The organism is Tenacibaculum sp. Cn5-46 (assembly GCF_022347705.1).
GTDB classification, from domain to species: domain Bacteria; phylum Bacteroidota; class Bacteroidia; order Flavobacteriales; family Flavobacteriaceae; genus Polaribacter; species Polaribacter aiptasiae.
In genome coordinates this window covers 30,191-49,614 of the sequence record NZ_JAKRGD010000009.1, presented here as the reverse complement: position 1 = coordinate 49,614, position 19,424 = coordinate 30,191, and the positions used below count along the sequence as shown (strand labels likewise).

The window sequence follows — 19,424 nt, the reverse complement described above, 5'->3', positions numbered from 1 at the left end:
AAATTGCAGCTTTTAAGTTTTGTACAAAAATACAGTTTTATTTTAAACTTCCAGTCATGTCTTCTGGTTTTACCCATTCGTCATATTGCTCGGCAGTTACATATCCTAAATTAATAGCTTCTTCTTTTAAAGTAGTACCATTAGCATGTGCTGTATTTGCTATTTCAGCCGCTTTATAATATCCTATTTTAGTATTTAAAGCAGTAACTAACATTAATGAGTTGTTTACTAATTCAGTAATTCTTCCATGATTAGGCTCAATACCAGCAGCACAGTTAACATCGAAAGATACACAAGCATCTCCAATTAATTGAGCAGATTGTAATACGTTAGCAGCCATCATTGGTTTAAATACGTTTAACTCGTAGTGCCCTTGAGTACCACCAACAGTTACGGCAACATCGTTACCCATAACTTGTGCACATACCATAGTAATAGCTTCCGCTTGTGTTGGGTTTACTTTTCCAGGCATAATTGAAGAACCAGGCTCATTTGCTGGAATAATAATTTCTCCAATTCCTGATCTAGGTCCTGAAGCCATTAAACGAATATCATTAGCAATTTTATTTAATGAAACAGCTAATTGTTTTAAAGCTCCGTGAGTTTCAACTAAAGCATCATGTGCAGCTAAAGCTTCAAATTTATTTTCTGCAGTAACAAATGGTAATCCCGTAAATTCAGCAATATATTTTGCTACTAATACATCATATCCAGCAGGAGTATTTAATCCAGTACCTACAGCAGTACCTCCTAAAGCTAATTGAGATAAGTGTTCTAAAGAATTTCTTAAGGCTTTTAAACCAAAGTTTAATTGTGCAACGTAACCAGAAAATTCTTGTCCTAAAGTTAAAGGAGTAGCATCCATTAAGTGTGTACGACCAATTTTTACAACATCTTTAAAAGCTTCAGATTTTGCTTGTAAAGTATCGCGTAATTGTTCAACTCCTGGAATTGTAGTTTCTACAATTTTCTTATATGCAGCAATGTGCATTCCAGTAGGGAAGGTATCGTTAGATGATTGTGATTTGTTTACATCATCATTTGGTTGAATAGTTTTTTCACCTTCACCAATTACTTTTCCTGCAATCTCGTGTGCTCTATTAGCAATAACTTCGTTACAGTTCATGTTTGATTGAGTACCCGAACCAGTTTGCCAAATAACTAAAGGAAACTGATCATCGTGCTTACCTTCTAAAATTTCATCACAAACTTGCGCAATTAAATCACGTTTTTCTTCTGCTAAAACACCTAATTCAGCATTGGTATAAGCAGCAGCTTTTTTAAGATATGCAAATCCGTATACAACTTCTAAAGGCATAGATCCAGCAGGACCAATTTTAAAATTATTACGAGAACGTTCTGTTTGTGCTCCCCAATATTTATCAGCAGGAACCTCTACTTGTCCCATGGTATCTTTTTCGATTCTATATTTTGTCATTATAAAATGATTTAAAAGGCTTTAAATTAACGAAATCCAAAATTACAAATTCTTATAGTTTTTAGTAATGATTTTTATCAGATTTTATTGGATGAAAAGAAAAATAGTTTTAATTTTGTCGCGTAACAAATTATTAATAGGAACAAATGTTAGATTTTTCAGAATTTTCAGGATTAGTATTATTCATGTTTATTTTTACAACTGGATTTTGGTTGTTAATTTTCTTATTAACATTCGTAGTTCCTTACTGGATTGGTGGAACTATCTGGGAGAATTTAAAATTAAAGAGAGAAGCTAAGAAGGCTGCTGAAGGTAAGTAAGCTTTCTAAATACTATAAACAAAAAGGTTCGCAATACGCGAACCTTTTTGTTTTAAAATTGATTTCTTCTATTTCCGTTTCTTTTTCCTCTAGGTCGCTCTTTTCTCTTTTTCTTTAATTGTTCTTTCATTATTTTTCTGAATTCAATTATTTGTTCTTCATTTAAAAATTGACTTAGTTCCTTTTCTTGTTTTAAATTAAGCTCTCTAATTTGAACCCTTTTTTCTTCTTTAGGCATTTCTTGGTTGTGCAAAGCTCTTTTTTGTTGACTGTATTTTACTACCACTTCTTTAACCATTAAAAGTTGAATATTATCTAGTTTTAATTTCTCTTGAACTTTTTCGAGTTGTTGGTCAATTTTTTTTGTTAGGTTTTCTTGTTGTTGTGAAAAAACATTAGCAAGAACTAAGAAAACAAATAGACTAGTTAAAATGATTTTCTTCATAAATAAATCTTTAGTTTTTAATTAGACCTTTGGAATAGCTATGGGTTTATTTAATGAATGATAAAGTGTTGTTAAAAAAAGAGGAAACTAATTGTTTCCTCTTTTTTTTATCCACCAAATTCTTCACCACCACCATCAAAATTTCTTTGTGGTCGTTCTCTTTTTTTCTTTTGATTGAATCTATATGTAAAACTCAATGATATTTGACGTTCTCTCCATTGAAAATCTCCTTCAGAAATAGTACTAGGGTTTTCTCTACTTCCAAAATACGTAGTACTTTGACGTTTACGAGAATTGAATAAATCGCTTACATTTAAAACTAAAGAAGCTTTGTCTTTAAAAATGTCTTTACTAAAAGATAAATTGGTAACAAATACACCATCTCTATCGGTTTGTGCAGTAGCTCTTGGTCCACGATACATAATACGTGTTTGCCATTGAATTTTAGCAGGTAAAGTTATTCTCGAATTAAAACGTGTAAACCAACTACTTTCATTTACTTCATCTAAAATGGTTGTTACTTGTTGTCCGTTGGAAGCTGTATATACATATGTAAAAGCATCTGTGTTAAATTTAAAATAATTAAATGAAGCAGAGAAGCGAGCCCATTTAGCAGGAGAATAGTTTGAAGTAAACTCAAAACCATAACGCTGCTCATCATTTAAGTTTACTGGCTGCCTAACAAATACATTTGTACCATTTCTTACTTCTACAATAGATACAGGTCTAATTAAATCTGTTGAATTTTGATAGTAAATAGAAGCACCTAAATTGAACTTACTAATTTTTGTATTATAGCCTAAATCATAAGAACTGGTAAAGGTTGGAGTTAAATCTGGATTTCCTCTAAATATATTAGTAGGAGAACTTCTACTTTCAAAAGGATTTAAAAACCAGTGACGTGGTCTTCTTAGTCTTCTACTATAGCCTAATGTAATATTTTCATTGTCGTTAAGTTCATATCCTAAGTTTACAGTAGGAAACCATTCAGTAAAATTTTTATCAGATGTTTGATTGGTAGTAATAACATCCAAATCAATATCAGTAATTTCAGTTCTTAAACCTAATAAGTATGAAAACTTGTTTATTTTACTACCAAATTGAGTATAAAAAGCATAAATGTTTTGTTTGAAGTTAATAGCATTAGATGGATCAAAATTATTAGTAGGATCTAAAATATTTACTTTAAAATCAGAATTTAAATCTTGTAACGTTGTCTTATGACCAAATTCAAACTGACTGTTTTCTCCCATAGGTAAAACATAATCAATTTGTAAAAGTTTGTCTTTTGATGTGGTTATTTGAGAGTTGTCTTCAATTAATATTCCATTCGATGTAATAGGAGATAGCTCAGTTTCATCGCTTTCACCATATTGCAAATCGATTGTTAACTTTTGTCCTTTACCATCAAAATTGTTGGTATAATTTATAGAATATTGTTTGTCTGTTCCTTTTTCATCTTCGTCTTCAATACGTAAAATTTTTCCAGGATTTTTAAACATTATCTGTTCAATATTGTTTGTAGCTACATCATCACCTTTTGAGTCTCTATAGAAGAAAGAACCAGTAATAGAGCTGTTTTTGGTTAGGTAATATTCTAAACCTAATGAAGCATTGAAATTTTTATTCTTTCTATCAAAAGTTCTGTCTTCAGTTTGTATACTGTCTATAATATTATCATCACCTAAATAAGAGAATTTAGAATAAGAATTTCCAGGACCTTTACGATAAGAATATCCAATGTTGGAAAATAAATTAATTTTTTTAGTACGATAGTTAAGATTCGGAGAAAGTCTAAATTGATCTGGGTTACCAACGGTAAGATTCACAGAACCATTAAACCCTGTAATTTTTCCTTTTCTAAGAATAATATTTAAAATTCCCGCAGTACCTTCAGCATCATAACGAGCAGATGGAGCCGTAATTACTTCTACTTTTTCAATAGCTTCAGCAGGTAAATTTCTTAAAGCATCGGTTCCAGTTAAGCCAACTAAAGCAGATGGTTTTCCATCAATAAGAATACGAACATTTTCATTTCCTCTTAAACTAACAGCTCCTTCAGCATCTACATTTACAGAAGGAACATTATCTAAAACATCAGAGGCATTTCCTCCTTTAACAGTCATGTCTTTACCTACGTTATAAATCTTTTTATCTAAACGAATTTCTACTGTAGATTTTTCTGCAATTACTTCTACTTCTTCTAAAGTTTCAGTATCTTCAGATAAAGTTATAGTTCCTAGATTGGTGTTTTGAGATAGTTTTTGATTTGGAAGTGTTTTAGTTTTAAATCCAATGAATTCAATTTTTATAGCATATTCACCTTTTGGAACTTGAATGTCAAAATTTCCTTTAGGGTCTGTAATCCCTCCAGTTACTCGTTTGCTTTTTACATGGGTAAGTACAACAGTAGCGTATTCTAGCGCTTGCTTTGATTGCGTTTCTATAACAGTTCCGGATAAAGAAACTTTTGGTCTTTTCTTTTTGGGAGCTTGGGCAAATAAACTTATTGAAAATAATAAGAATAAGTAAGTGAAATATTTCATGTTTGTATTTAATTAAGACCTATTAGACTGCGAAGTTCTTTAATGGTTTAAAGGGATTTAGTTAAAGGAATGTTAAATAAAAAGTAATGGGATTTGATACTAATATTTTGAAAAGGACTTTACTATTTTTAGAGTTGTATATTGGAATTGTTTTTTATAATACTTAAAAAGTAATTTCTGTTAGTGTAATAAAAGAAGAAAATTGGTTATGAATATGAAAACTGTTATACAATCATTTATTCTTATAATACTTTTTATTTCTTGTAATTCTTTAGAAAAAAAGGAAGAAAAGAAATTAACTGTTGAATCAAAAATAAACGATAAAGAAAAAGGTTCAAAGAAAGATTTTATAGAGGTACTTACAGAGTCTATTAAGAATGATTTGGTGTTAGAAAAGGAAGGTTCTTTTCATGATAAAGAAATTATAAATTTTACAAAACGTTATCGCTCATCTTTTATTAATAGTAAGTTATTAAGAGAGTTGCAATTTTCGTCTATAAAAGGAAAAACAAAAGTTTTTGTAAAAGAATGGATTTTTCTTGACAAGGAAGAGATAAATAAAATAGTAGAGAAAATAGAACTTGGAGTTTATTCCGAGATTGAAATTATAGACGGAACAAAGTACACTTATAAATTTGATGAAATCAAAATGCCACACGGTTATTATGTTTATAAAAATAGATTATATATTTTTTATACTAATGCCGTTTCAGATGGAAGCTATGTTGATATGATAAAAGAAATTGTAAAAAGTAAAGAGTTTAAGAAGAAGCTTTTCACGACTTAAAAAACAGAAGTTAAATAATATGTATTGCTATAAAATTTCTAAAAGTAGTTGGGGGATAGCTGTCTTATTGGAGATAAGAACTTATTCTGAAATCGATTATAATAGTTTTAAAATAAATGATAATTTATATTTAAAATTGGATAATTGTGGATTAACTAAACCGTATTATATTTTTTTGATTAATGGTTTAAAATGGATTGAAGGTACTATCAATATGCAAAAAAAGTTAATGATATCAATTGAGTCTATTGAGTTTTCTCTTTGCGATTTTCAAGATGAAGGATTGTTTTTTGCTATTGCATCATGGGCTAGTGATTATTTTAAATTAGAAAAATTAAATTATGATTATGTATATAATAAAAATATAAACAGATATATATTTAATTTTTCAGAAAATGATATTCTTGGAGAAAGACTTCTTAAAGAGGCTGTTCAAAAAGTTGCTAATGAATTTAGTTCTTGATTTTTTAGTATTATTTAATTTCTATATGTTCACAAGTTGAAAACTAACTAGATTGTGGGATTATCAAAAAAATAAGAGTATTACAATACAACAAACCGATTTTGAAAAATTTAATTTATAGCTCAGTAGTTTTTGTGACTAATTTATTGACGTTTTCTATATTCCCATTTTTAGGAAATAAATTTAATTTAAACTATGTTTTTGTGAGTTTGATACATTCAATGTTTAATGTGTCGTTATGTCCCGAAAGTTTAATGAGTATTTCGATAGGGATAATTTTTTCAATAATCATGAGTATTGTATTGTTTTCCTTTTTAAATCAGATTGAAGCTAAAAGAATAAAGTTCATATTATTCATTATTGCTATGTTTTTATCCATTCCTATGTTAGATGCTAATGGTTTGTAATTGTATGTTATCAATCAGTTTTGTATTAAAGTAATTGATATAGAAGATGTTTTTATAAGTAAATAAAACAGCATAACAATAAATATACAAACTACCTTAGTTTTAATTAAGGTAGTTTTTTCTTTCAGCGAAGCTCGCTGATGGTTTTGCAGAATTTTTATTTGATTAGCGAAGTCCGCTGATAGTTTCGCAAAGTTTTTATTAGATCAGCGAAGTCCGCTGATGGTATCGCAGAGTTTTTATTTGGTCAGCGAAGTTCGCTGATGATTCTGCATAGTTTTTATTGTATCAGCGAACTTCGCTGATGATATCAAATAGATTTTGGCTTTATTCAATATGATTAAAGAGTGTAGTATAAAAATTGATAAACAAGATTATGTATAAGATTGATATTATACTTTACTTGCCAGTTTATTAAATAAATAAACCCCGTTTAAATTCAATTTAAACGGGGTTTTTGTAAAACTTAATAGTTTGTTTATTTTTTACCTTTAGCACGTTGTTGAGCTGCTTGTTGCTCTTGTGCTTGCTTCATAGCATCATCTAAACGTTGTCTAAATTTACTTTTAGCTTTCTCAGGTCTCTTTTTGTTTTCTTCAATCTGAGCGTGAATCTTCTTTTCGTCAATTACATAGTTTTTAATTACTAACATAATTGCAATGGTTAACAAGTTAGAGATAAAGTAATATAAACTTAATCCACTTGCATAGTTATTAAAGAAGAATAACATCATAATAGGAGAGAAGTAAATCATATACTTCATCATTTTACTCATATCAGGCATACCTTCTTGTGGTGGAGCTTGCATATTTGCTTGTTGACTTTGGTTCATTCTCATGTAAAAGAAAATAGCAACAGAAGCTAATATTGGGAATAAACTTACGTGATCTCCATAAAAAGGAATACTAAATGGTAATTGGAAAACAATATCATAAGAAGATAAATCATTAGCCCATAAGAAACTTTTTTGTCTAAAATCTATATTCGTAGGGAAAAATCTAAATAAAGCAAAGAATACAGGCATTTGAAGTAATGCAGGAATACAACCTGACATCATACTAACTCCAGCTTTTCGTTGAATCGCCATAATTTCTTGTTGACGCTTCATTGCATTTTCTTTTCCTGGATATTTTTTATTAATTTCCTCCATCTCTGGACGAATCACTTTCATCTTAGCACTTGATAAATATGATTTATAAAGTACAGGAGACATGATAATACGAACTACAATTGTCATTAAAATGATAATTAATCCGAAGTTACCAATAAACCCTTTTAACATATTAAATACAGGATAGAATATAGTACGGTTTAAGAAACCAAAAATTCCCCAACCTAAATCTGTAATTTCATCTAAGCTAGTACCTTTATAAGTACTTAATAGGTTATAGTCAGTAGGTCCGTAAAACCACTGCATGTCATAGTTTAACTCCCCGTTAGTTAAAGCTAAAGGAGTTTTTAAACTATATGTTTTTGTAAATACACTATCTTTTTCTTCTCCTGCAAAATCAACTGATTTTAAGCTAGCACTGTTAAAAGGGGTTTTTGAAGATAATATAGAAGAGAAAAAGTGTTGCTTGTAGGCTACCCAATCAATATCACTTACAGTTTCATCATCGTTCATTTGTAAGTATTCAACTTCATCATCAGCTTTGTAATAATAGTATGAATACATGTTTTCGGTTTTTAAACTTTTTTCATGTCTAAAACCTTTTAAGCTCCAATCTAAATTAATGGCTTGTGAACTATTAATTACATTACTTAATCCTTGAGAACGTACAGCAAAACCAACGCGGTAATCACCTTCTTTCATTTCATAACGGTATTCTAAAAACTGAGTTTCAGAAACCTTTAATTTCATAGAAAGAACTTGAGTATCTCCGTTTTTAGTTAAAGTAGGAGTAAATAATAAGTCTTTTGTGTTTAAAATACGATTGTCAGTAGTACCAAAATTAATATTGAATGAAGCATTCTTGTCTTTAACTAAGTACAAAGGAAGAGAATCGTATGTTTTGAAGTTTTTAATTAAAGCTTCTGTTATTTGTCCACCTTTATTATCAATCGTTAATTTAACAAGCTTGTTTTCTATAGAAGTAACACCTTCTTTAGTGGTAGAAGCTCCATAGGCAAAAGCCCCTAACTTATTTTTTAAAGCAATTTGTCTTAACGAATCGTTTAAGATAACAGTATCAGCTACATTATTTTGAGTTGAAGATACTTGCGTAGTTTGTTCGGTTTGAGCAGTTGTTTCAGGAGTAACTTCAGGCTTACGGCTATTCATCCACCAAAGCATGATTCCTCCTAATAAAAGCATTCCAATAAAGGAATTTAAATCAAATTTTTTTTGTTCCATTGATTATGTGTTATAATGTCAACTTGTCATTTTTTGTTTTTCTGATAATTGAAAAACCCGACAAATGTAGTAAAACCCTATAGATTTTATAATGTTTTACTGTGATTAATTTTGATATACGTTATAGTTCAAACAGTGTTCCAATTTATTTCAAAAAAAATCCTGCAATTAAAAATTACAGGATTTAAAATTTATTTTTTCGATTGTTGTAAAGAAGCTTTAATAAAGCTTACGAATAAAGGATGTGGGTTTAAAACCGTACTCTTATATTCAGGGTGGTATTGTACACCAACAAACCAAGGATGTGTAGGAATCTCAACAATCTCTACCAATCCAGTTTTTGGATTTATACCCGTAGCTTTCATACCAGCAGCTTCTAATTGCTCTTTATAATCATTATTATATTCATACCTGTGACGGTGACGCTCACTTATTAATTCAGATTTATAAGCTTCAAATACTTTAGAATCCTTTGTGATTTCACAATCCCAAGCACCTAAACGCATTGTACCACCTTTTTCAGTAACGTCTTTTTGCTCTTCCATTAAATTAATAACTGGATGCGCTACTTTTTCGTTCATTTCTGTTGAGTTGGCATCTTGTAATCCTAAGATATTACGAGAATATTCAATAACAGCCATTTGCATACCTAAACAAATACCTAAAAAAGGAATGTTGTTTTCACGAACATATTGTACAGCAGCAATTTTACCTTCAATACCTCTATCACCAAAACCTGGAGCAACTAAAACTCCGTTTAAACCTTCTAGTTTACTAGCAGCATTTTCTGGAGTTAATTCTTCAGAGTGAATCCAACGAACTTTAATCTTAGCTTTGTTAGCAGCACCAGCATGAATAAAAGCTTCTGTAATTGATTTATAAGAATCGTGTAATTCAACATATTTACCAACTAAACCAATCTCAAGAGTTGCAGTTGGATTTTTATGACGCTCAACAAACTGATTCCAAGCTTTTAATTTCGGTTGTTTACGAGTAGATAGGTTTAATTTGTCTAAAACAACATAGTCTAAACCTTCTTTAAACATTAAGTTTGGAACATCATAAATAGTTTCTGCATCTAAAGATTGAATTACATCTTGTTTTTTAACATTACAGAATAGTGCTAATTTACGTTTGATGTTGTCGTTGATTTCATGTTCAGAACGACAGACTAATATGTTTGGACTAACACCACTTTGCATTAACATTTTTACAGAGTGTTGCGTAGGTTTTGTTTTTAACTCACCAGCAGCAGCCAAATATGGAACTAAAGTTAAGTGAATAACAATAGCATTGTCTTCACCTAATTCCCATTGTAATTGACGTACAGCCTCTACATATGGAAGTGATTCAATATCACCTACCGTACCTCCAATTTCAGTAATAACAATGTCGTAATCGCCAGTATTACCTAAAATTTGAATTCTGTGTTTGATTTCATCAGTAATATGAGGAATAACTTGAACTGTTTTTCCTAAAAACTCTCCTTTACGTTCTTTGTTTATTACCGATTGGTAAATTCTTCCAGTAGTCACATTATTAGCCTGTGATGTAGGAATGTTTAAAAAACGCTCATAATGCCCCAAATCTAAGTCGGTTTCAGCTCCGTCGTCAGTAACATAGCATTCTCCATGTTCGTATGGATTTAATGTTCCTGGGTCAATATTTATATATGGATCAAGCTTTTGGATGGTTACAGAATAGCCTCTTTCTTGTAATAACTTAGCTAAAGAAGCAGCTATAATTCCTTTTCCTAGTGATGAAGTTACGCCTCCTGTTACAAAAACGTATTTAGTGTTGTTCATGGTATTGTTAGGTTTGGGCAAAAGTAAGAAGTCTAACAATTCGAACAAATAAAAAACATAAAAAACATCTGTAAAAATTACTTAATTTAGCAAATTGAAAATATTTTTTAAAAAAATAATAATAGGGTTTGTCAGTCAAAAAAACTGTTGTATATTTGCCCACGCTTTTAGCAGACGGAATTTCAAAAAGCAAAATATAATTTAAAGAAGATTTTTAAAAATATAAATAATGCCAAAAAGAACGTACCAACCATCGAAGAGAAAAAGAAGAAACAAACACGGTTTCAGAGAAAGAATGGCATCTGCTAATGGACGTAAAGTATTAGCTAGAAGAAGGGCTAAAGGAAGAAAGAGTTTGACTGTATCTTCAGCTCCAAGACCAAAGAAATAATGATTAACTATTGTTAATTAAATAAGGTGTTACTATTTTTTAGTAACACCTTTTTTTATACCTAAACAATTTTTACTTTTACCAATACAACACAATAAACAACAAAATGCCTAAAAGACAAGACCTTAAATCTATTTTAATCATCGGTTCTGGACCGATCGTTATTGGACAAGCCTGTGAATTTGACTACTCAGGTTCTCAATCCTTAAGATCTTTAAGAGAGGATGGAATTGAAACAATTTTAATCAACTCTAACCCCGCAACAATTATGACAGATCCTTCAATGGCAGATCATGTATACTTGTTGCCTTTAACAACAAAATCAATAATTCAAATTTTAAAAGAGCATCCACAAATTGATGCAGTTTTACCAACAATGGGAGGTCAAACAGCATTAAATTTATGTATCGAAGCTGATGATAAAGGAATTTGGGAAGATTTTGGTGTAAAATTAATAGGTGTAGACATTGATGCTATTAATATTACTGAAGATAGAGAGAAGTTTAGAGAATTGATGCTACAGATTGATGTACCAATGGCGCCACAAGCTACAGCGACATCATTTTTAAAAGGCAAAGAAATAGCACAAGAATTTGGTTTCCCATTAGTAATTCGTTCTTCTTATACATTAGGTGGAGCAGGAGCTTCTATTGTATATGATCCAAATGACTTTGATAAATTGTTACGTAGAGGATTGGAAGCATCTCCAATTCATGAAGTAATGATTGATAAAGCAATGATGGGGTGGAAAGAATATGAGTTAGAGTTATTACGTGATAAAAATGATAACGTAGTTATTATTTGTTCTATCGAGAATATGGATCCAATGGGAATTCATACAGGAGATTCAATTACAGTAGCTCCAGCAATGACGCTTTCTGATAAGACATTCCAGAAAATGCGTGACATGGCTATTAAAATGATGCGATCTATTGGTGATTTTGAAGGTGGATGTAATGTGCAGTTCGCTGTTTCTCCAGATGAAAAAGAAGAAATTATAGCTATTGAAATTAATCCACGTGTATCTCGTTCTTCTGCTTTAGCAAGTAAGGCAACAGGATATCCTATTGCAAAAATAGCTACGAAGTTAGCAATTGGTTATAGCTTAGATGAGTTAGATAATCAAATTACAAAATCTACATCGGCATTGTTTGAGCCAACATTAGATTATGTAATTGTAAAAATTCCACGTTGGAACTTTGATAAATTTGAAGGTTCAGACAGAACTTTAGGTTTACAAATGAAAGCCGTTGGAGAGGTTATGGGAATTGGACGTTCTTTCCAAGAAGCATTACACAAAGCAACACAGTCGTTAGAAATTAAACGTAATGGTTTAGGGGCTGACGGTAAAGGTTATAAAGATTATAATCAGATTATAGATAAATTAACCAACGCAAGTTGGGATAGAGTTTTTGCTATTTATGATGCAATAGCAATGGGAATTCCTCTAAGTAAAATTTACGATATCACTAAAATAGATATGTGGTATTTAAAACAATATGAGGAGTTATACCACTTAGAAAAAGAAATTTCTACGTATACAGTCGACACTTTAGATAGAGAGTTATTATTAGAAGCTAAACAAAAAGGATATGGAGATCGTCAGATAGCACATATGTTAGGATGTTTAGAGAGTCAGGTTTATAAATTACGTGAGGAATTAAAAATTAAACGTGTTTATAAATTGGTAGATACTTGTGCTGCTGAGTTTAAAGCACAAACTCCATATTATTACTCAACTTTTGAGAATGAAGTTGAAACTGCTGATGGTGAGAAGTTACCAGCAAACGAAAGTATAGTTTCAGATAAGAAAAAAGTAATTGTTTTAGGATCAGGACCAAACAGAATTGGACAAGGAATTGAGTTTGATTATTGTTGTGTACATGGAGTTTTAGCTGCTGCTGAGTGTGGGTACGAAACAATTATGATTAACTGTAATCCAGAAACAGTTTCTACAGACTTTGACACGGCAGATAAATTATATTTCGAACCAGTTTTCTGGGAGCACATCTACGATATTATTAAGCACGAAAAGCCAGAAGGAGTTATCGTACAGTTAGGAGGTCAAACTGCATTAAAATTAGCAGAAAAACTTACCAAGTATGGAATCAAAATATTAGGAACTAGTTTTGAAGCTTTAGATTTAGCAGAAGATAGAGGAAGTTTCTCAGAGTTATTAAAAGATAATAAAATTCCTTATCCAGAATTTGGTGTAGCTGAAACTGCTGATGAAGCTTTAGCTTTAGCTGATGAATTAGATTTCCCAATTTTAGTGCGTCCATCTTATGTATTAGGAGGACAAGGAATGAAGATTGTAATTAATAAAGAGGAGTTATTAGAGCACGTGGTAGACTTATTACGTAAAATTCCTAATAACAAATTATTATTAGATCATTATTTAGAAGGAGCGATAGAAGCAGAAGCAGATGCTATTTGTGATGGTGAAAATGTATACATCATTGGAATTATGGAGCATATTGAGCCTTGTGGAGTACACTCTGGAGATTCTAATGCAACCTTACCAGCATTTAACTTAGGAGAATTAGTGTTAGAGCAAATTAGAGAGTATACAAAAACAATTGCTTTGGCTTTAAAAACAAAAGGATTAATCAATATTCAGTTTGCAATTAAAGACGATAAAGTATATATCATTGAGGCAAACCCAAGAGCTTCTCGTACGGTACCATTTATAGCAAAAGCTTATAAAGAGCCTTATGTAAACTATGCTACTAAGGTGATGTTAGGAGAGAAGAAAGTAACTGATTTTAAATTTAACCCACAACTAGAAGGATTTGCAATTAAACAACCAGTATTCTCGTTTAACAAATTCCCGAATGTAAATAAGAAGTTAGGACCAGAAATGAAATCTACAGGAGAAAGTATTTTATTTATAGATTCATTAAGAGATGATACTTTCTATGATTTATATTCAAGACGTAAGATGTATTTAAGTAAATAAACAATACGAATACAAAATATTAAAGAGGCGATTTTTATTATAAAAATCGCCTCTTTTTCATTGTAATTGATTGAAAAAATATGTTTAGGCTTTCATATAAAAAAGTAAAGCTTGTATACTATTTTTGAATAGAAACTGTTTTAAGTATGATCAAACTTTTAAAATACAGAAATGAAAATACGACAGTTTCTAAATATACCTTTCCAGTTTTTTAATACTAATAAAGAAAAGTGGTTTTATGTATCAAGTAGCTCTATATTTTTAATGCTTTTTGTGTTGATTTATCAACCTTTTGGAATTTATGAAGTATTGAAAAATAGTCGTTATAATATTGTTGAGCTTTTATTATTGTTGTTATTCTTTTCATGTGTTATATTTTTAGTTTTAGCATTCAGTCAATTTGTTTTACGAAAACAGTTTTTGGTTAAAAATTACACTATCAAATATTTCTTGAAGTGGTTTTTTATTGATGTATTATTAATAGTGTGTGTTACTACCATTATTGATTATTTTATTTTCGAAGAAGATGTTATCACCATTGATAATATTATGAGAGAAATGTTTTTTTACTCGTTTTTAACATATTTTAGTTTATGTATAGTGCTATTGTATCCTGTAATGGGGATACTAGTATACACGTATTTAAAACAGTTGTTAAGTGATAAGGTTACTTTAGAAAAAGATTTGACAGTTATTAAGGAGCATTATAAAATAGCTTCTGGAAATGAAGACTTAATAAAGGTATTAGATGAAAATGATGTTTGTAAATTAACAGTAGCCATTAATACTATTTATGCAATAGAATCTCAAAACCAATATATTTTAATAAAATATTTGAAAAATGGAAGATTGATAGAGCAAAGTGTAAGAACACGTTTTTCTAAAATTTTAAATGAATTAAAAGATTTTCCTTCTCTAATAAAATGTCATAGATCTTACGCAGTAAATCTGATGAACATAGAAAGTTTAAAATACCTAAATCAAAAACCAAATTTGATATTGGGGAGTCCAGAAATGATTAAAATACCAGTTTCAAAAACTTATTTAAAGGATATAAAAACAAAAATTTCATTGTATTAAAAAGAGGTTTAGTAATTCTAGTATTCTTAAAGAAAAGTTAATCTAAATCTTTTCACTCCTAAAACCAGTATTTCGCTCCAAAGCCAGTTGTACTGGCAAATACAAACAATTTCTTCTCGTTATGTTTGATGATTTTAAACCAATAAAAACATTTAAACTTTTATGAAGAAATTCATTTTTTGTGTAATATTTTTCACATCTTTTTTAAGCTTTGCTCAAGAAAAAATAACAATCAGCGGAACGTTAAAATCTGAAACAAACGGAGAAACATTAACAGGAGCTACTGTTCTTTTAAAAGGAACTAATTTAGGAGTTTCAACAAACGAATATGGTTTTTATTCGTTAACGGTTCCCAAAGGAAATTATACTTTGATAATTTCTTATTTAGGATTTACGACGGTTGAAAAAGAAGTATCATTAAATAGTAATTTAAAACTCAATTTTGAACTACAAGAAGATACTTCACAGTTAGACGAGGTTGTAATCAATTCGGAAGGGTTAAAGAAAACGAATATACGAACACCTCAAATGAGTGTTACAAAATTATCTACTAAAACAATTAAGCAGATCCCTGCTGTAATGGGAGAAGTAGATATAATTAAATCAATTCAGCTTTTACCAGGAGTTACAAATTCAGGAGAAGGAGCTTCAGGATTTAATGTGCGTGGTGGTGCAGAAGACCAAAATTTAGTGCTGTTAGATGAAGCTATTATTTATAATTCATCGCATTTATTTGGATTCTTTTCGGTGTTTAATAGTGATGCTATTAAAGACATAAAATTGTATAAAGGGGGGATTCCAGCGCAGTTTGGAGGTCGTGTATCTTCGGTGTTAGATATCCGTCAAAAAGAAGGGAATAGCAAGCGATTTGCGCTTACAGGAGGTATTGGAGCAATATCGAGTAGGTTAACAGCAGAAGGTCCTACATTTAAAGATAAAGGTTCGTTTTTGCTATCAGGTAGAGCATCATACGCACATTTATTTTTAAAACTGGCCAATAATAGTAACAGTGCTAGTTTTTACGATCTTAATTTTAAAACAAACTATAAGATTGATAACAAGAATAGAATGTTTTTGTCAGGGTATTTAGGGCAAGATGATTTTAGTTTGGCTAAGAGGTTTTCTAATTCATATGGAAACATTTCTGGAAACTTACGATGGAACCATATTTTTAATGACAAGTTATTTTCAAACTTATCAGTAATCTACAGTAGATATAATTATGCTTTGAAGCTTGATATGCAGGGCTTAGATTGGAAGTCGAATATTAATAATTATAATTTAAAATATGATGTAGGTTATTATGCGAGTGATAAAATGAAATTCAATTTTGGACTTAGTGGAATTTACTATCAATTTAATCCCGGAGAGTTAAACCCATTAAACGAAGCTTCTGGTATAAATTCTAGAAAATTAGATGATAAGAGTGCTTTTGAAGGTGGAGTTTATGCAAGTTTAGAGCATAAAATTACAGATAAGTTAACCACTATGTATGGATTACGTTATAGTACTTTTTATCGTTTAGGAGCCCAAACATTAAATGAGTATCAAAATGATTTACCAGTAGTGTATAATTCTGAATTAGGTATTTATGAACGAGCAGAAGCTATTGGAGAAACAAATTATTCAAGTGGAAAAGCAATAGCCTCATTTGGTAATTTTGAACCACGCTTTGCCTTATCGTATCAATTAAATAATAAATCTTCGTTAAAGGCAAGTTATAACCGTACAGCACAGTATTTACATTTAATATCCAATACAACTTCGGCAACACCTTTAGATGTATGGGCACCAAGTGGTAAATTTTTAAAACCACAGTTAGCAGATCAATATGCTTTGGGGTATTTCAGGAATTTTAAAAATAATATGTATTCTATAGAAACAGAGGTGTATTATAAAACAGTAAATAATAGAGTAGATTATATCGATGGAGCAGATTTAATAGCTCAAAACAATATAGAACGTGAGATTTTAATTGGTGAAATGCGTTCTTATGGATTGGAAGTGTTATTGAGAAAAAACCAAGGAAATTTTACAGGATGGCTATCATATACCTTGTCAAAAGCACAGCAAAGAGCACCTGGGAATGCTTCTGGTGGACTAGGAATTAATAACGGTAACTGGTATAACACAGCTTACGATAGAACTCATGATGTTTCGTTTACAGGAAACTATAAATTGAATGAAAAATGGAGTTTTGGATCTAATTTTATTTTTCAAACGGGTAGACCAGTAACATATCCTAATGGTCAATTTAATTATCAAGGATTATCCATACCTACGTATAGTGAAAGAAATGCAAGTAGATTGCCTGCTTATCATCGCTTAGATGTTTCTGCAACATTAACACCGAGAAAAAACAAGAATAGAAAATGGAAAGGAGAATGGGTATTTAGTATTTATAATATTTACAATCGTAATAATGCGGCTTCCATAAGTTTTGGACAAAATGCTACAACAGGAGCTAATGAGGCTACGCAGACTACCATTTTTGGTATTATTCCTTCAGTGAGTTATAATTTTAAATTTTAAGAAAATGAAAAAGTTAATTATAAAATCAGTCGTAATCATTCTTATTATTAATTTGTTTTATGCCTGTACAGAAGTAGTAAATGTTAGTGTTCCAAATGGAGGAGAGCGTTTGGTAATAGAAGCTTCTATTTTATGGGAAAAAGGAACATCGGGAGTAAATCAGACTATAAAATTGAGTACATCAACTGAATATTTTTCAAATGAACCCAATAAGCCAGTTTTAAATGCTCAAGTTCAAGTAACGAATACTAATACTGGAGAGGTTTTTACATTTGCAAATCAAAATAATGGAGATTATACCATAGGAACATTTAATCCAGTATTGAATGACGAATACGAATTAGAAGTACTTTACGATGGGAAAACTTATAGAGCCACAGAAACATTAATTTCAGTTGTAGGTATTAAGAATATAGAACAAGAAGCAGTTCCATCAATAGGAGGAGATGATGAAATTAAATTAAAAGTATATTTTGATGATCCTAAAGATGTTGCTAACTATTATCTTGGAGTATTTCAAGCATCAAATTTAGCAATCCCTGATTTAGAAACTTTAAAAGATGAATTTACAGATGGTAATCAGAATTTTATCGAATATGAAGATGAGGATTTAGTTAAAGGAGGAACAGTTACTTTAAGTCTTCAAGGAATTTCAAGACGATATTATAACTACATAGATTTATTAATAGAGCAACTTGGGCAGGGAGGACCGTTTCAAACCACACCAGCACGTGTAAAAGGGAATTGTATTAATATAAATGATAGTAATGAAGAGGTGTTTGGATATTTCAGATTGAGTGAAACAGTCAATGATGTCTACACAATTAATTAAAAAATGATAAAATAAACCCGAAGATTATGTTCTTCGGGTTTTTTGTAGATAAAAAATGATGGTTCATCTATTGAAAGATTAAGCCAGTATAATTTTTTTCATTATGCTGTATAGTAATTATAGGTTTGGGACTTAATTTTTAAGTAGCCATCAATGAGAAAAGTAATAAATGCTGTGTTTTTTCTAAGTGTAATAGGATCTTGTTATAGTCAGCAGCAACCAGATTTATTTAGTATTGAACATAAATATTCGCCAAGTAGTAAAGATTTTGATTTTAATAGTACAGAAATTCGTGCTAATATTCCAGTAAAAGTGGGAAAGGGATTTATAACCAATTCTATCGGACTTGATTATTCGGTATTGAATTATAACAAGAGTTATCCATTTGATACAAAAGAGATAGAAACTTTTTATAATCTATCATATGCATTGTCTTATAGTTACCCATTGAAAAAACAATGGCTTTTAACTGCGAGAGTAAATCCAACTATTTCTTCAAATCTTAAAGGAAGTTTAAGTTCAGAAGATTTATTATTGAATGGAGCTTTATTAGCAACAAAGCGATGGGGGAATTTTAAGAAAGGAAGTGTTATGATTTTTGGGGTGGCCTATGCTACTTTATCAGGAAAACCAGGTGTAATTCCATTTATAAGTTTTAGGCAAACATTAAATGAACGATTTTCATATGGAATTGGTTTTCCGAGTACTTTTTTCAATTATAATTTAAATAAGAAAAATAGTTTTAGGGTAGAAGCAAGACAGCAAGGTTTTTATGCGAATTTATCGGGAAGTAACAGTCCAATTTTTAATGGAGAAGAAGCTCAAAAAATTCAGTTTAGGAATTTCTTAGCAAATATTAGTTATAGCTATAAGTTTGCAAAAGGATGGAGAGCTATTGCTAATGCAGGTTATTCGTTTAGTAATACGTATTCTTTATTAGATGTAAATAAAGATGAATTGTACGATTTTGATATAGATAACAGACCTTTCTTTTCAATAGGAGTTGCCTATGATTTATCAGAGTTGATAAAAAAGAGACGAAGTAAAAATAAATAGGTTAAATTTA

Annotated in this window: 14 protein-coding genes; 9 read left to right on the top strand and 5 right to left on the bottom strand. The window is 30.3% G+C overall.

The window, feature by feature from the left end; translation table 11 throughout:
• Window positions 1–37 precede the first annotated feature (37 nt).
• Complete coding sequence (fumC, locus tag MHN29_RS17050) at window positions 38–1,438, bottom strand: class II fumarate hydratase (protein ID WP_150901429.1); 1,401 nt, start codon at window positions 1,436–1,438, stop codon at window positions 38–40.
• A 146-nt stretch (window positions 1,439–1,584) separates the two neighbouring features.
• Here fumC and MHN29_RS17045 point away from each other — a divergent pair, with 146 nt between their 5' ends.
• A complete protein-coding gene (locus tag MHN29_RS17045) occupies window positions 1,585–1,758 on the top strand; it encodes a hypothetical protein (RefSeq protein ID WP_167850394.1) in 174 nt (57 codons plus the stop codon).
• Between the two features lie 52 nt (window positions 1,759–1,810).
• Here MHN29_RS17045 and MHN29_RS17040 read toward each other — a convergent pair whose 3' ends face one another.
• A complete protein-coding gene (locus MHN29_RS17040; protein ID WP_235275884.1) occupies window positions 1,811–2,203 on the bottom strand; it encodes a hypothetical protein in 393 nt (130 codons plus the stop codon).
• Between the two features lie 107 nt (window positions 2,204–2,310).
• Complete coding sequence (locus tag MHN29_RS17035) at window positions 2,311–4,749, bottom strand: TonB-dependent receptor domain-containing protein (protein ID WP_235275883.1); 2,439 nt, start codon at window positions 4,747–4,749, stop codon at window positions 2,311–2,313.
• Window positions 4,750–4,963: 214 nt separating this feature from the next.
• Between MHN29_RS17035 and MHN29_RS17030 the strand changes: the two genes are divergently transcribed.
• Both MHN29_RS17030 and MHN29_RS17025 read left to right on the top strand, forming a co-directional pair.
• Window positions 4,964–5,536 (top strand): hypothetical protein, encoded by a 573-nt coding sequence (locus MHN29_RS17030; RefSeq protein WP_235275882.1) that lies wholly within the window; start codon window positions 4,964–4,966, stop codon window positions 5,534–5,536.
• Between the two features lie 19 nt (window positions 5,537–5,555).
• Window positions 5,556–5,999 carry a hypothetical protein gene (locus tag MHN29_RS17025; RefSeq protein ID WP_235275881.1) on the top strand — a complete coding sequence of 148 codons (444 nt, stop codon included), beginning with the start codon at window positions 5,556–5,558 and terminating at the stop codon, window positions 5,997–5,999.
• Between the two features lie 885 nt (window positions 6,000–6,884).
• Here MHN29_RS17025 and yidC read toward each other — a convergent pair.
• Window positions 6,885–8,759 (bottom strand): membrane protein insertase YidC, encoded by a 1,875-nt coding sequence (gene yidC / locus MHN29_RS17020; RefSeq protein WP_235275880.1) that lies wholly within the window; start codon window positions 8,757–8,759, stop codon window positions 6,885–6,887.
• A 191-nt stretch (window positions 8,760–8,950) separates the two neighbouring features.
• Window positions 8,951–10,564 (bottom strand): CTP synthase, encoded by a 1,614-nt coding sequence (locus tag MHN29_RS17015; RefSeq protein WP_235275879.1) that lies wholly within the window; start codon window positions 10,562–10,564, stop codon window positions 8,951–8,953.
• A 229-nt stretch (window positions 10,565–10,793) separates the two neighbouring features.
• Between MHN29_RS17015 and rpmH the strand changes: the two genes are divergently transcribed.
• The 6 genes from rpmH (at window position 10,794) to MHN29_RS16985 (ending at window position 19,414) form a co-directional block, all read left to right on the top strand.
• A complete protein-coding gene (gene rpmH / locus MHN29_RS17010; protein ID WP_093871631.1) occupies window positions 10,794–10,955 on the top strand; it encodes a 50S ribosomal protein L34 in 162 nt (53 codons plus the stop codon).
• Between the two features lie 106 nt (window positions 10,956–11,061).
• Window positions 11,062–13,914 (top strand): carbamoyl-phosphate synthase large subunit, encoded by a 2,853-nt coding sequence (gene carB / locus MHN29_RS17005; RefSeq protein WP_235275878.1) that lies wholly within the window; start codon window positions 11,062–11,064, stop codon window positions 13,912–13,914.
• Between the two features lie 171 nt (window positions 13,915–14,085).
• On the top strand, window positions 14,086–14,994 hold the full coding sequence (locus MHN29_RS17000) for a LytTR family DNA-binding domain-containing protein (protein WP_235275877.1): 909 nt from the start codon (window positions 14,086–14,088) through the stop codon (window positions 14,992–14,994).
• A gap of 162 nt (window positions 14,995–15,156) precedes the next feature.
• Window positions 15,157–17,526 carry a TonB-dependent receptor gene (locus tag MHN29_RS16995; protein ID WP_235275876.1) on the top strand — a complete coding sequence of 790 codons (2,370 nt, stop codon included), beginning with the start codon at window positions 15,157–15,159 and terminating at the stop codon, window positions 17,524–17,526.
• 4 nt (window positions 17,527–17,530) lie between these two features.
• A complete protein-coding gene (locus tag MHN29_RS16990; protein ID WP_235275875.1) occupies window positions 17,531–18,358 on the top strand; it encodes a DUF4249 family protein in 828 nt (275 codons plus the stop codon).
• Between the two features lie 153 nt (window positions 18,359–18,511).
• The gene (locus MHN29_RS16985; protein WP_235275874.1) at window positions 18,512–19,414 is read left to right on the top strand and encodes a DUF6268 family outer membrane beta-barrel protein; all 903 of its coding nucleotides are present in this window, start codon (window positions 18,512–18,514) and stop codon (window positions 19,412–19,414) included.
• The last annotated feature ends 10 nt before the right edge of the window (window positions 19,415–19,424 follow it).